Source organism: Chloroflexia bacterium SDU3-3 (assembly GCA_009268125.1).
Taxonomy (GTDB): domain Bacteria; phylum Chloroflexota; class Chloroflexia; order Chloroflexales; family Roseiflexaceae; genus SDU3-3.
Genome location: WBOU01000023.1, coordinates 30,913 through 45,319 on the forward strand (window position 1 = coordinate 30,913; position 14,407 = coordinate 45,319).

The following is a 14,407-nucleotide window of genomic DNA, read 5'->3' on the forward strand; positions in this document are numbered from 1 at the left end:
AAGGGAGAAAAGGAACGAATACCACGAAGGCGAACGATGAGCTCCCCAGCATACCGTGCTGGGAAGAAGCGTAGACTATGGGCCAATAGAACGCTTAACCTGTTTTTAAATGTTCTATGATAGTGCGATAACATCCCTTCGGTAGGATGTGGGCTGTGATATTTGCAACAGATGTCACAAAGTATTCGATACTCAGGCCCCTACTGCCACAAGGAGATTGCACCGATGGGTGGTCGCGACGAAGTCGACAAGTGGGTGATTCGCTCGAATGACGGCGCTGGCGAGACGTTTCAGCATATTGTAGAGCGGAAGCTCAGCCGACGCTCGTTCCTGAAGGGCGCGGCGCTCTCGTCGGCGGCGCTGATCGCGGGCATAACCGCGCCCGAGCTGGCCGAGATCGAGGCGGCGCAGCGGGGCGGGCTGCAGTTCGCTGCGGTGAAGCCGACCGACCCCAAGCTGGACGAGGTGCGGGTGCCCGAGGGCTACTACGCGCGCACGCTCATCCGCTGGGGCGAGCCGCTGACCGCCGATGCGCCCAACCACGATGTCTACCACCAGACGCCCGCCGCGCAGGCCAAGCAGTTTGGCTACAACTGCGACTTCGTCGGCTTCCTGCCCCTGCCGCTCGGCTCGAAAAGCTCGGATCGTGGCGTGCTGGTGGTCAACCACGAGTACACCAACGAGGAGCTGATGTTCCCGGCTTACGACCCTAAGAAGCCGACCCGCGCCCATGTGGATGTGTGCGTGCAGGCCCACGGCATGTCGGTGGTGGAGATCCAGCGGGCCGCTGACGGCAGCTGGATGCCTAGCCGCAGCTCGTCGTACAACCGCCGCGTGACTGGCGACACCCCGCACCGCGTGAGCGGCCCGGCGGCTGGCCACGCCTGGCTGCGCACCAGCGCCGACCCCGAGGGCACCACGGTGCTTGGCACGCTCAACAACTGCGCGGGCGGCAAGACGCCCTGGGGCACCGTGCTGAGCGGCGAGGAGAACTTCCACCAGTACTTCGGCAACCTGGGCGCGCTGCCCAAGGATGACCCCCGCGCCGCCGCGCATCAGCGCTACGGCCTGCCCACCGGCTCGTCCGAGCGCAGCTGGGAGGCGTTCTACGACCGATTCGACCTTGCCAAAGAGCCGAACGAGGCCTTCCGCTTCGGCTGGGTGGTGGAGATCGACCCCTACGACCCGACCATGACGCCGATCAAGCGCACGGCGCTGGGCCGCTTCCGCCACGAGGGTGCCACGATCGAGATCGCGCCCAGCGGCCAGGTGGTAGCCTACATGGGCGACGACGCGCAGTTCGAGTATGTGTACAAGTTCGTCTCGCGCGGGCGCTACAACCCCAACGACCGCGCGGCCAACATGGGCCTGCTGGATGACGGCACGCTCTACGTGGCCAAGTTCAACGACGACGGCAGCGGCCAGTGGCTGCCGCTGGTCTACGGCCAGGGGCCGCTCACCGAGGCCAACGGCTTTGGCTCGCAGGGCGATGTGCTGGTGAAGACACGGCAGGCCGCCGACGCGCTGGGCGCGACCAAAATGGACCGCCCCGAGGATGTGGAGGGCAACCCGGCCAACCGCAAGATCTACGTGGTGTGCACCAACAACACCGCCCGCGCCACCGAGGGCAAGCCCGGCACCGATACGGCCAACCCGCGCGCCAAGAACGAGACCGGCCACGTGATCGAGATCACCGAGGCCAAGAACGATCACGCCTCGACCTCGTTCAGCTGGGATATCTTCCTGCTGGCGGGTCGGCCCGAGGATCCCTCGACCTACTTCGCCGGGTTCGATAAGAGCAAGGTCAGCCCGATCGGGGCGGTCGACAACATCGCCTTCGATCTGGCGGGCAACGCCTGGATCGCCACCGACGGCGCGCCGCGCGCCATCAAGCTGAACGACGGCCTGTTCGCCGTGCCGGTGCAGGGCGCGGAGCGCGGCCACGTGCAGCAGTTCTTCTCCACCGTCACCGGGTCGGAGGTGTGCGGGCCGGAGTTCAGCCCGGACAACCGCACGCTGTTCCTGGCCATCCAGCATCCCGGCGAGGGCGGCACCTTCGAGAACCCGATTAGCACCTGGCCCGACCGTGTGGGCCTGCCGCGCCCGAGCGTGATCTACATCGGGGCCTGGGATGGCCGTGTGATCGGTCGCTAGGTATCGGCTTCGACAAAGCACCGCAGGGGATTTTGTTCCCCTGCGGTGCTTTTTTGTATCGTGCGCCGCGCGGCTAGATGCGCGCCACCGACTGGCGCTCGATCAGGCGGCAGGCCAGCGACACGCGGATGGAGGTGCGCTCGGGCGCGGCGGCACGCTCGATCAGGCGGCGCACCGCCAGCGCGGCCAGCTCGGCGGCCTCGATGCGCACGGTGGTGAGCGGCGGCGAGAGGTAGGCCGAGGTGGCGATGTCGTCGAACCCCACCACCGACAGATCATGCGGGATGCGCAGCCCAGCCTCCTGCACGGCCCGCATCACGCCCATGGCCGCCAGGTCGTTGGCGCAGAACACGGCGGTGAAATCCAGCTGCTTTTTGGCCAGGCGCTGGCGCATGGCCTCGTAGCTCGACTCGGCGTTGATCGGGATGTCCAGCACCAGCTGGGGGTCGTAGGCGATGCCCGCCTCGGCCAGGGCTACCTGGTAGGCCTCGGCCCGGCGGCGGATGGTGCGGCGCTGCAGCGAGGTGATGTGCAGGATGCGGCGGTGCCCGCAGGCGATCAGGTGGCGCATGGCCAGCAGCGCGCCCAGGCGGTTGTCGGGCAGGAACGCGTCGATCGGCAGCTCGCGGTGGTCCACATTGATCATCACGGTGGGCAGGGCCAGCGCGGTGATCTGGTCGATCAGCTCTGGCTCGTCGATCGAGAGCAGCAGCAGGCCATCCACCGCGTTCTGGCGCAGGCGGTCGAGCGTGCTGTCGGGGCCGCCCACGCTGGCGTAGCTCAGGTGCAGGCCCTCTTGGGCGGCGGCCTGCTCCACCCCGCTCAGCACGGCGGCGTGGAAGGGGTCCAGCCCCGGTGCGAGCTGCAGGCTGGTGAGCAGGGTGATGTTCTGGATGCGGCTGGCGGGGCGGGCCGTGCCGCGCTGGTAGCCCAGCTGCGCGGCGGCGGCCAGCACGCGCTGCTGCACGGCCTCGCTGATGCCGGGGGCGCTGCTGAGCACCCGCGAGACGGTGCTGATCGACACGCCAGCCAGCTCGGCGATCTCGCGCTGCTGGATGCGGCGGCTGGCGTTTTTCTGGTCGTCGGTGGCCATATGCGGTTCCTGTCTCGTTTCCTGGCCCAGGCGCGGGCTGCTGCTGACGGATAGTATAGCAATCTATGCAAATTTTTGCAATAGAGTTTCTGTATGTTTGCAAAAGATCGGGGGTGTGTTCAGGTATCCGCTACGACTTTGAATGCTTGTTTTGGCCTATGATATGCGGCATTGCTAAAAATAGGCGAAAAACTTTTGCCTGCAAAGCTCTTGACACGCTCGTGACTGCGTGCTATATTCTTTGCAAATGCACAGCAATTTTCTCGATGCACTTGCAGCCCCGCCGCCAAGCCCGCATCGACGCAGCAAAGGAGCTGAATGTGCCCCAGCCGACGCCGCCACCAGGGGTTGTCGCCAGCGTATCTACCGACGCCGTGCGCCGCGCCCTCGCCATAATCGACGCCAACCGCATCGACTTTGCCACGCTCTACCCAGATGACACCACGCTGCGCAGCTTCTACCACCCGCGCCAGCGCGGCTGGGCCGCGCCGGGGGCCAACGTGGGCTGGACCACCAGCTTCTGGCCGGGCATCCTCTGGCTGGCCTACGAGCTGACCGGCCAGGCCGCCTACCGCGCCGCCGCCGAGCGCCACATCGCCAGCTTCGCCGAGCGGGTCGAGCAGAAGATCGACCTCGACACCCACGACATCGGCTTTCTCTACACGCTCTCGTGCGTGGCGCCCTGGCGGCTGCTGGGCCACGCCCCGGCGCGGCAGGCCGCGCTGCTGGCCGCCGATGCGCTGATGCTGCGCTTCCTAGAGCCTGCGGGTATCTTTCAGGCCTGGGGCTACCTGGCCAACCCCGAGCAGCGCGGGCGCACGATCATCGACAGCCTGATGAATATGCCGCTGCTCTACTGGGCCAGCGAGCAGACCGGCGACCCGCGCTACGCCGAGGCGGCCCACCGCCACGCCGCCCAGCTGCGCGACCACATCATCCGGCCCGACAGCACCACCTACCACACCTTCTACTGGGATGCCGAGAGCGGCGCGCCGCTGCGCGGGCGCACCGAGCAGGGCTACGCCGACGAGTCGTGCTGGGCGCGCGGGCAGGCCTGGGGCATCTACGGCTTCGCGCTGAACTACCGCTCCACCCAGGATGCCAGCCTGCTGCGCGCCGCCGAGCGCTGCGCCGACTACTTCCTGGCCCACCTGCCCGAGGACAGCGTGCCCTACTGGGACATGGCGCTGGCCGACGGCAGCGGCGAGGAGCGCGACAGCTCGGCGGCGGCCATCGCCGCGTGCGGCCTGGGCGAGCTGGCCCGCTGGCTGCCCGAGGGCGAGCGGCGGCAGCGCTACGCGGATGCCGCCGACGCCATGCTGGCCTCGCTGGCCGAGCGCTACGCCCCGCGCGGCCCCAGCGAGTCGAACGCCCTGCTGCTGCACGCCGTCTACGACAAGCCCAAGTCGGTGGGCGTGGACGAGGGCTGCCTGTGGGGCGACTACTTCTATATGGAAGCCCTGATGCGCGCGGCGAAGCCCGACTGGCAGCTCTACTGGTAGCGCCGTAGCCTGAAAGGAAGACCCACCATGAAATATCACGCGCGGCTCACCGCCGACCCCGGCCTGACCACCCTGCCCTACAACCCCTGCTCGCTGCTCGACTTCGGCGTGCTGCGCCTGGCCCCCGGCCAGCGCCACGCGGGCGAGGCGGGCGACCGCGAGTACCTGGCGGTGATCTTGGGCGGGAAGGCGACCTTTACGGTGAATGGACAGCGCTTCGAGAAGATCGGCGCGCGGCCCAACGTTTTTGCGGGCAAGCCCCACTCGGTCTACATCCCGGCGGGCGCGTCGTACGCCATCGAGGCCGAGGGCGCGGTCGAGATCGCCATGCCCAGCGCGCCCAGCGACCTTGCGACCGATCCATACGTGATCGCGCCCGCCCAGGTGGCCAACGGCGTGTGGGGCGCGGCCAACTTCTCGCGGCCCTACCACCAGATCCTCACGCTGGCCTCGCAGCCCGAGCTGCCCGCTCGCCGCCTGATCGTGGGCGAGACCTTCACGCCCCCCGGCAACTGGAGCACCTTCCCGCCCCACAAGCACCAGGAGGACAACCTGCCGCTGGAGGCCTTCCACGAGGAGATGTACTACTTCAAGGTGAACCCCGCCGACGGCTACGGCATCTGCCACTACTACAACGAGGAGGGCGAGGAGGAGAACTTCACCATCCGCGACAACAGCATCCACATGATGCCGCGCGGCTACCACACCGTGGTGAGCGCCCCCGGCTACACCACCTACTACCTGTGGTTCCTGGCGGGCAACCAGCGCGTGCAGGGCGCGGTGGAGGAGGCCAGCACCAGCTGGGTGAGCCGCACCGTGCCGATGCTCAAGCAGCTGGGCCACTAGGAGGCATGCGATGATCCTCGATTCGTTTCGGCTGGATGGCCGCGTGGCCCTGGTCACCGGCTCCACGCGTGGGCTGGGGCGGGCGCTGGCGCTGGCCCTGGCCGAGGCCGGGGCCGACATCGCCACGCTCGACCGCTCGGATGCGGCGGAGACGCGGGCGCAGATCGAGGCGCTGGGGCGGCGCTGCGCCAGCCTGCGCTGCGATCTGGCCACCGCCAGCGTGGCCGAGCTGGCCGCCGCCGTGGCCCAGGCCGAGGACGCGCTGGGCGGGCTGGACATCCTGGTGAACAACGCCGGGATCATCCGCCGCGCCGACGCGCTCGACTTCACCGAGCAGGACTGGGACGATGTGACGCAGGTGAACCTGAAGGCGCTGTTCTTCCTCTCGCAGGCGGCGGCGCGGGCCATGCTGCGGCGCGGCGGCGGCAAGATCATCCACATCGCCTCCATGCTCTCCTACCAGGGCGGGGTGTGCGTGCCCGCCTACGCCGCCGCCAAGAGCGGCGTGGCCGGCCTGACCCGCGCCCTGGCCAACGAGTGGGCGGCCCACGGCATCAACGTGAACGCTATCGCCCCGGGCTACATGGCCACCGACAACACCGCCGCGCTCCAGGCCGACGCGGCGCGCTCGCGGTCCATCCTGGAGCGCATCCCCGCCGGGCGATGGGGCGAGCCGGATGATCTGCAGGGCGCGGCGGTGTTCCTGGCCTCGGATGCGGCGCGCTACCTGCACGGCGCGATCGTGCCCGTGGATGGGGGGTGGCTAGCCCGCTAGGCCGAACGCAGCAGATGTACCACACGACGCAACGGAGCATCATTCAGCGACGAGACAACCTGTCCTGACCCAAGGACGCCGATAGACAGCTTGGCAGAGACGCCAACACGGAGGTTTGCTGTGAAGAAAATGTTTGCTTTCCCCCTGACGGCCATGCTGATGGCCACCCTGGCGGCCTGCGGCACCACGCCCGCCGCAGGCACCACCGCGGCCCCCGCCGCAGGCGACGCCGCCACCGCCGCGCCCGCAGCCACCACCGCAGGCGAGGCCCCCGCCGCCAGCGGCGAGCAGGTGACCCTGAAGATGACCGCCTGGGACATCGCCACCACGCCCTACTGGAACGCGGTGATCGACGCCTACGAGGCCAAGAACCCCAACGTCAAGATCGAGCTGGTCGAGGTCTCCTCGGCGGAGTACCAGGACAAGGTCAACATCATGCTGTCCGGCGGCGATGACACCGACATCATCACCGTGAAGGACACCCCGGGCTACTCGGCCATGCTCACCCGCAACCAGATCGTGCCGCTGAACAGCTACATCGAGGCCGACAAGCTGGATCTGAAGGCCTACAACGGCGCGACCGACGAGCTGACCTACGAGGGCAAGCTCTACGCCATGCCCTTCCGCAGCGACATCTGGGTGCTGTACTACAACAAGGATCTGTTCGACAAGGCCGGAGTCGCCTACCCCACCAACGACATGACCTGGGCGCAGTACGACGAGCTGGCCCGCAAGATGACCAGTGGCAGCGGCAGCGACAAGGTCTACGGCACCCACTACCACACCTGGCGCTCGACCGTGGAGCTGCCCACCGTGCAGGATGGCAAAAACTCGATCATCACCACCGACTACAGCTTTATGAAGCCGATGTACGATATGGTGGTGAAGATGCAGGATGATGGCATCATCATGGACTTCGGCTCGCTGAAGGCGGGCAACGTGCACTACTCGGGCGTGTTCAAAAACCAGCAGGTGGCCATGCTTCCCATGGGCTCGTGGTTCGTGGGCACCATGATCAAGGCCAAGGCCGCTGGCGAGGCTACGTTCAACTGGGGCGTGGCCAAATACCCCCACCCCGAGGGTGTGGCCGCTGGCACCACCGCTGGCACACTCACCTCGCTGGCGATCAACGCCAGCTCGAAGCACCAGGACGCCGCGTGGGACTTCATCAAGTTCTACAGCGGGGCCGAGGGCGCGAAGGTGCTGGCATCCACCGGCAACCTGCCCGCCCTGCGCACCGACGAGGCCCTGAAGGCCTACGCCGCGCTGGATGGCATGCCCGCTGGCATCGATGAGGCCCTGCAGACCACCACGGTGCGCCTGGAGCTGCCGATGAACCCCAAGGTCAGCGCGGTCGAGCAGATCCTCAACGAGGAGCACGAGCTGATCATGACCGGCTCGGTGCCGGTGGATGAGGGCCTGGCCGAGATGACCCGCCGTGTCTCCGAGGCGCTGGCCAAGTAGCGCCGCCCGCCGCGCCCCCGCCACGCTGCGGGGGTGCGGCCCCACCCGGCCCGGCAGGCCGAAGCCTATCGAAAGGGGCATCTACGTATGAGCAGCACGCAATGGAGCAACCGAGCGCAGTCGCTCAGCAGCAGCGCGCGGCACAGCCGGCTCAAGCGCGAGCTGGTGGCCTACTCCTTCATCTTGCCCAACTTCCTGGGCTTTGCGATCTTCACCCTCATCCCCATGGTCTTCTCGCTGGTGCTGGCGTTTATGCACTGGGATGGCGCGGGCGCGATCACCTGGGCCGGGCTGTCCAACTTCGCCGACATGCTGAAGGATGAGACCTTCCGCATCTCGCTGATCAACACGCTCTACTATGTGGCCTTCACCGTGCCGCTGACCATGGCTGCGGCGCTGGGCCTGGCGCTGCTGCTCAACCAGCCGCTGCGGGGCCGCGACTTCTTCCGCACCACCTTCTTCTTCCCCTACGTGGCCTCGCTGGTGGCGGTGGCGGTGGTCTGGAATATGATCTTTCACCCCGCCATGGGGCCGGTGAACCAGCTGCTGAGCGCGCTGGGCGTGGACAAGCCGCCGCGCTGGACCGCCTCGGTGGACTGGGCCATGCCCACGGTGATCATGGCTAGCGTCTGGAAGGGCATGGGCTACTACATGGTGCTCTACCTGGCCGCGCTCCAGGGCATCCCCTCCTACCTCTACGAGGCCGCCGAGATCGACGGCGCGAACTCGTGGCAGCGCTTTCGCTACATTACCCTGCCCATGCTCACGCCCACCACGTTCTTTGTCAGCATCATGCTCACCATCGCCTCGTTCAAGGTCTTCGACCTGATCCTGGTGATGACGGGCGGCGGCCCGGGCCGCGCCACCAACGTGCTGGTGGTGCACACCTACAACATGGCCTTCAAAGAGTTCCGCTACGGCTACTCAAGCGCGATCGCCATGGTGCTGTTCGTGATCGTGCTGGTCATAACGATCATCCAGTTCCGCATGGAGCGGCGCTGGGTCAACTATATGTAGCGGGCGGTCGCCGCGCAAGGAGAGAGACATGAGCAGCCTACCCATGCACGCCGCCCCGCAGCCCAGGGACCACGCCTCGCAGCGGGCGCGGGCTATAGCGCTGAAGGTGCTGACCTACGCCCTGCTGCTGGCCATGACGGCGGTGATGCTGCTGCCCTTCCTGTGGATGCTGTCGGCCTCGCTGAAGCTCGACAAGGATGTGTTCCGCTTCCCGATCGAGTGGATCCCCGCCGCGCCGCAGTGGGGCAACTACGCCCTGATCTGGACGCGCATCCCGTTCCTGACCTTTTTCGCCAACACCGCCAAGCTCACGGTGATCATCACCTTCCTGCAGCTGGCCACCAGCAGCTTTGCGGCCTACGCCTTCGCCAAGCTCGATTTTCGCGGGCGCGACCTGCTGTTCCTGGGCTATATCGCCAGCATCGCCATCCCCTGGCAGGTCTACATGGTGCCGCAGTTCATCATGATGCGGCGGCTGGACCTGGTGGACACCCACATGGCGCTGATCCTGCTGCAGGCCTTCTCGGCGTTCGGCGTGTTCCTGCTGCGCCAGTTCTTCATCAGCATCCCCAACGACCTGAGCGACGCCGCGCGGATCGACGGCCTGAACGAGTACGGCATCTACTTCCGGATCATGCTGCCGCTCTCGAAGCCCGCGCTGGCCACGCTCACGATCTTCACCTTCGTGGGTGTGTGGAACGACTTCATGGGGCCGCTGATCTACCTGAACACCGAGGCCAAGAAGACCATCCAGCTTGGCCTGCGCCTGTTCATCCAGCAGTACTCGGCGGACTACGCCCTGATCATGGCGGCCTCGCTGGTGTCGCTGGTGCCGGTCGTCATCCTGTTCCTCAGCTTCCAGCGCTTCTTTGTCGAGGGCATCGCCTCGACGGGCATCAAGGGCTAGAAAGTGCACCCATGGAGAACCCACTGATCGCCAACCCGCTGCGCAGCCGCGCCGACCTGCAGGAAGCGGCCCGCGCCCTGTTCGAGCCGCTGGCGCCGCACTTCAGCCCTGGGGGCGCGCGGCTGCGGCTGGGCGCGACCTCCGCCCTATTCGACGACCACGCCGCCCAGCTTGAGGGCTTCGCGCGGCCCCTGTGGGGCCTGGTGCCGCTGGCCGCTGGCGGCGGGGCCTTTGCCCACTGGCCGCTCTACCGGCGCGGCCTGGCCAGCGGCAGCGACCCGCAGCACCCCGAGTTCTGGGGCCAGGCCGAGGGCCGCAACCAGCGGCTGGTGGAGATGGCCGCCATCGGGCTGGCGCTGGCGCTCGCGCCCGAGCACACGTGGGAGCCGCTGGCCCCCGCCGAGCGCAGCAGCCTGGCCACCTGGCTGGGCGCGATCAACCGCGAGGAGGTGGTGGACAGCAACTGGCTGTTCTTCCGCGTGCTGGTGAACATGGGCCTGGCCCGCGTGGGCGAGCCGCACGACGCGGCGGGCCAGCGCGCCGCGCTCGACCGGCTGGAAGCGTTCTACCTGGGCGATGGCTGGTACTCCGACGGCAACAACGAGCAGCGCGACTACTACATCCCCTTCGCCTTCCACTACTACGGCCTGATCTACGCTGCCCTGGAGGGCGAGCGCGACCCCGAGCGGGCGCGGCGCTTCCGCGAGCGGGCCGCGCTGTTCGCCCAGCAGTTCGTGGGCTGGTTCGACGCCGAGGGCGCGGCCCTGCCGTTTGGCCGCAGCCTCACCTACCGCTTCTCGCAGGGGGCGTTCTGGGGCGCGCTGGCCTTCGCTGGCGTGGAGGCGCTGCCCTGGGGCGTGCTGAAGGGGCTATGGCTGCGCCACATGCGCTGGTGGGCTAGGCAGCCGATCTTCCAGCCCGACGGCACGCTCTCGATCGGCTACGCCTACCCCAACCTGAACATGGCCGAGCAGTACAACTCACCCGGCTCGCCCTACTGGGCCATGAAGTTCTTCCTGCCGCTGGCCCTGCCCGAGTCCCACCCGTTCTGGCAGGCCGAGGAGCAGGACATGCCCGCCCTGCCCGCCGTGATGCCCCAGCCCGAGGCCGCCATGCTGCTGTGCCGCGACGCGGATGGCCGCAATGTGGTGGCACTCACCAGCGGCCAGCACGAGCCGTGGATCCGCCACGCGGGCGAGAAGTACAGCAAGTTTGCCTACTCCACCGCCTTTGGCTTCAGCGTGCCGATCGGGCGGCGCGGGCTGAACCAGGCCGCCGCCGACAGCATGCTGGCGCTCAGCGACGACGGCGAGTGCTACCGCGTGCGCGAGCGCACCCTGGAGGCCCGCGCCGAGCGCGGCGCGCTCTACGCCCGCTGGCGGCCTATGCCAGGGGTGGAGGTGGAGACCTGGCTGATCCCGGCGGGGCCGTGGCACATGCGCCTGCACCGCCTGCGCACCGAGCGCCCGCTGTGGAGCGCCGAGGGCGGCTTCGCGCTCGACCGCACCGGCGACGACCCGCTGGCCCGCGCCGCCGACGACCGCGCCGCCCCAGGCATGGCCTGCTCGCGCTACCCGGCGGGTGGCAGCGGCCTGCGCGACCTGCTGGCCCCGCGCGAGGGCCGTGTGCTGCGTGTCGACCCCAACACCAACCTGCTGCGCCCGCGCACCGTGCTGCCCAGCCTGCTGGCCCAGCACGAGCCTGGCGTGCACTGGCTAGCCTGCGCGGTGCTGGCCGACCCCAGCCTGCCCGCCTGGGATGCCGCCTGGGCCAGCCCGCCCGCCCTGCCCGAATGGCTGGCCGATCTGGTGGATGCCTAGAAAGGCGCTGCGATGCCCAACCCGCCCATGCCCAGCTTCCGCGCCATCCGCGCGGCCATCCTGGATGCCCCCCCGCGCCCGCAGGGCTTCCCGCTCGACGCCCTGTGCGATGGGGCGCGGCTGCGTACCATCCGCGCGGCCCCGCACCTGCGCGCGCTGCTGGCCGACATCCGCGCCGAGTCGGCCCGCGCCCAGGCCGAGCCGCCCGAGCCGCTGGGCTTCGAGCTGTTCCGCCGCTTCGGCCAGAGCGGCGACCGCGCCGCCTTCGAGCGGGCCTACTTCGACAGGCGCAGGCGGCTGCTGGGCCTGTCGCTCGCGGCGGCGGTGGATGGCGACGACACGCCCCTGCCCGCCCTGGCCGACCTGCTGTGGGAGATCTGCGGCGAGTACTCGTGGGCGCTGCCCGCCCATCTGCCGCTGGGGCCAGACGAGGCACGGGCCAGCCGCACCCCGCCCGAGCAGGTGGTGGACCTATTCGCCGCGCACACCGCCCACGCCCTGGCCGAGGTGCTGGCCCTGCTGGGCGAGCGGCTCGACCCCTGGCTGCACTACCGCATCCGCGCCGAGGTCGAGCAGCGCGTGTTCCAGCCGCTGTTCCACGACCCCCACCACTTCAAGTGGGAGTGGGAGCCGATCAACTGGGCGGCGGTGTGCGGCGGCTGCGCGGGCATGGCCGCCCTAGTGCTGGAGGACGACCGCGAGCGGCTGGCGGGCATGGTCGACCGCGTGGTTCGCGCCCTGGAGTGCTTCCTAGAGGGCTTTGGGGATGATGGCGGCTGCGCCGAGGGCATCGGCTACTGGGCCTATGGGTTTGGCTTCTACACCTACTTCGCCGACGCGCTGCGCCAGTTCACCGGCGGCGCGCTCGATCTGATGCAGGGCCAGAAACTGCGCCAGATCGCGGCTTTCCCCGGCGCGGTCAGCCTGGGCGGCGACGCGGCGGTCAACTACTCCGACGCCGACCCGCGCGTGGCCATCCACCCCGGCCTCGGCTCCTACCTGGCCGCCCGCTTCGCCACGCCCATGCCCGCCCTAGCCGAGCCGACCCTGGCCCACGACCATATCTTCCGCTGGGGCAACACCACCCGCGACCTGCTGTGGACCGACCCCGCCGCGCTGCACGCGCCGGTGGGCAGCGGCACGTTCTTCCTGCCCGATCTGGCCTGGGTGGTGGATCGGCGCGTGGTCGGCGGGGAGGTGCTGGCCTTCTCGGCCAAGGGCGGGCACAACGACGAGCCGCACAACCATAACGACCTGGGACACTTCCTCATCCACGTGGGCGGCGAGAGCCTGCTGGCCGACCTGGGCGCGGGCGTCTACACCCGCCAGTACTTCCGCGAGCAGCGCTACGAGCACCTGCACACCGGCTCGCACGGCCACTCGCTGCCGCTGCTGAACGGCCAGCCCCAGCGGGCGGGCCGCGCCCACGCCGCCCACGTGCTGGCCTGCGAGCCGCACCCCGACGGCCTGCGGCTCGCGCTCGACCTGACCAGCGCCTACGACGACCCGACGCTGCGCGCCTTCACCCGCAGCTTTGGGTGGACGGCCAGCGGCGGCGCGGCCACGCTCGATCTGGCCGACTGCTTCGACTTCGCCCAGCCGCCCGCCGCGCTAGAGGAGCGCTTCGTGAGCCTGCGCCGCCCCGCGCTGAGCGAGGGCTGCGCCACCTGGTCGGGCGAGCGCGGCGATGTGACTATGCATTTTGATGCGGGCCTGTTCGCGCCCAGCGTGGAGGAGCTGGCCACCCACACCCACCAGGGCCAGCCGATCACGGTCTTCATCTTGCGGCTGCTGGCCCAGGGCGCGGGCGCGGCGGTGGATGCGCGCTTCCAGTTTGCCTGCCGACTCGCCTGATCTTGTTTGATGATCGCGGCGATGCGCCTCACGCCGCGTTGCCTCGCCTTCGACCCGATGAACACAATGGGTGTAGGGGCGGGTTTTATCCCCGCCCCATTGCGATGCGTCGCCCGCATCGCACCCATCGCCGAGGTATTCGATGTTGTCGATGAAACGCGGTGCGGGCGGGCACCAGACCCGCCCCTACATCAATGATTTCGTCGCTGGTGCGGCACGCGCTTGGATGCGGCACATGAAGCAAAATCGCGCTCCAACCCATGCGCGGGAACCGCGCAGGGCAAACCGTACCCACCCGGCCCATGCGGCGAAGGTGCCGATAGTGTTTTGATGGCCATATGCACGAACACCAGCTGCTTGATTTCGGCATAGGAATGCTACAAATTGGGGTTCCAAGGGACAACGCCCTCACCTGGTGTCACTTTTGCGGGCGGTGCATTGGGATGCGGCAGATGGGGCGATCCGGGGTGCCAAGCCATGCACGGTACGTAAGATCAAAAATCTCATTCACCCGGCCCATGCGGCGAAGGTGCCGATAGTGTTTTGCTGGCCATATGCACGAACATCAGCCGCCAGGAAAACAGCATCGGAACGCCTCAAATTGGGGTTCCAAGGGGCGATGCCCTTAACAGGTGTCACGTTTTTGTGCGGGGCTTCTCGATGCGGCAAATGACGAAAGAACGCGTGCCAAGCTATGCACCGCATGAGAGATTGAGAATCTCATCCACCCGGCCCATGCGGCGAAGGTGCTGCTAACGTCTTAATGGCCATATGCACGAACACCAGCTGCTTGATTTCGGCATAGGAATGCTACAAATTGGGGTTCCAAGGGGCAACGCCCCTGGCGGGGTTCCAAGGGCGCGGAGCCCTTGGTGCCGCCCGCACAGGGCATGCACCCACCGAATACGTACCACCGTTATCGCTGATGGGAAACACCTCGAAAAAGTGACACCATGTGAGGGGCATCCACCCAGC

The 14,407-nt window shown here is 68.0% G+C and carries 10 protein-coding genes; 9 read left to right on the top strand and 1 reads right to left on the bottom strand.

Annotated elements, in window-relative coordinates:
- The first annotated feature begins 225 nt into the window (after nucleotides 1–225).
- Nucleotides 226–2,154: a PhoX family phosphatase gene (locus tag F8S13_25480; GenBank protein KAB8140032.1), complete on the top strand. Its 1,929-nt coding sequence runs from the start codon at nucleotides 226–228 to the stop codon at nucleotides 2,152–2,154.
- Nucleotides 2,155–2,227: 73 nt separating this feature from the next.
- Here the strand turns inward: F8S13_25480 and F8S13_25485 are convergent, their stop codons facing one another.
- Entirely contained in the window at nucleotides 2,228–3,247 is a 1,020-nt protein-coding gene (locus tag F8S13_25485) for a LacI family transcriptional regulator (protein ID KAB8140033.1), read from the bottom strand.
- A gap of 266 nt (nucleotides 3,248–3,513) precedes the next feature.
- On the opposite strand from F8S13_25485, the gene F8S13_25490 reads away from it, so the two are divergent.
- The 8 genes from F8S13_25490 to F8S13_25525 all read left to right on the top strand — a co-directional run bounded on the left by F8S13_25490 (nucleotide 3,514) and on the right by F8S13_25525 (nucleotide 13,432).
- The gene (locus tag F8S13_25490; protein ID KAB8140034.1) at nucleotides 3,514–4,749 is read left to right on the top strand and encodes a glucuronyl hydrolase; all 1,236 of its coding nucleotides are present in this window, start codon (nucleotides 3,514–3,516) and stop codon (nucleotides 4,747–4,749) included.
- Nucleotides 4,750–4,776: 27 nt separating this feature from the next.
- Complete coding sequence (iolB, locus tag F8S13_25495) at nucleotides 4,777–5,595, top strand: 5-deoxy-glucuronate isomerase (protein KAB8140035.1); 819 nt, start codon at nucleotides 4,777–4,779, stop codon at nucleotides 5,593–5,595.
- Between the two features lie 10 nt (nucleotides 5,596–5,605).
- Nucleotides 5,606–6,370, top strand: a complete 765-nt coding sequence (gene kduD / locus F8S13_25500) for a 2-dehydro-3-deoxy-D-gluconate 5-dehydrogenase KduD (GenBank protein KAB8140036.1) — start codon at nucleotides 5,606–5,608, stop codon at nucleotides 6,368–6,370.
- A 159-nt stretch (nucleotides 6,371–6,529) separates the two neighbouring features.
- Nucleotides 6,530–7,834 (top strand): sugar ABC transporter substrate-binding protein, encoded by a 1,305-nt coding sequence (locus F8S13_25505; protein KAB8140079.1) that lies wholly within the window; start codon nucleotides 6,530–6,532, stop codon nucleotides 7,832–7,834.
- Between the two features lie 87 nt (nucleotides 7,835–7,921).
- Nucleotides 7,922–8,851, top strand: coding sequence for a sugar ABC transporter permease (locus F8S13_25510; GenBank protein ID KAB8140037.1), 930 nt, complete (start codon nucleotides 7,922–7,924; stop codon nucleotides 8,849–8,851).
- 43 nt (nucleotides 8,852–8,894) lie between these two features.
- The gene (locus tag F8S13_25515) at nucleotides 8,895–9,758 is read left to right on the top strand and encodes a carbohydrate ABC transporter permease (GenBank protein ID KAB8140080.1); all 864 of its coding nucleotides are present in this window, start codon (nucleotides 8,895–8,897) and stop codon (nucleotides 9,756–9,758) included.
- Nucleotides 9,759–9,769: 11 nt separating this feature from the next.
- Complete coding sequence (locus F8S13_25520) at nucleotides 9,770–11,578, top strand: DUF2264 domain-containing protein (protein ID KAB8140038.1); 1,809 nt, start codon at nucleotides 9,770–9,772, stop codon at nucleotides 11,576–11,578.
- A 12-nt stretch (nucleotides 11,579–11,590) separates the two neighbouring features.
- Nucleotides 11,591–13,432, top strand: coding sequence for a hypothetical protein (locus F8S13_25525; protein KAB8140039.1), 1,842 nt, complete (start codon nucleotides 11,591–11,593; stop codon nucleotides 13,430–13,432).
- Nucleotides 13,433–14,407 lie beyond the last annotated feature (975 nt).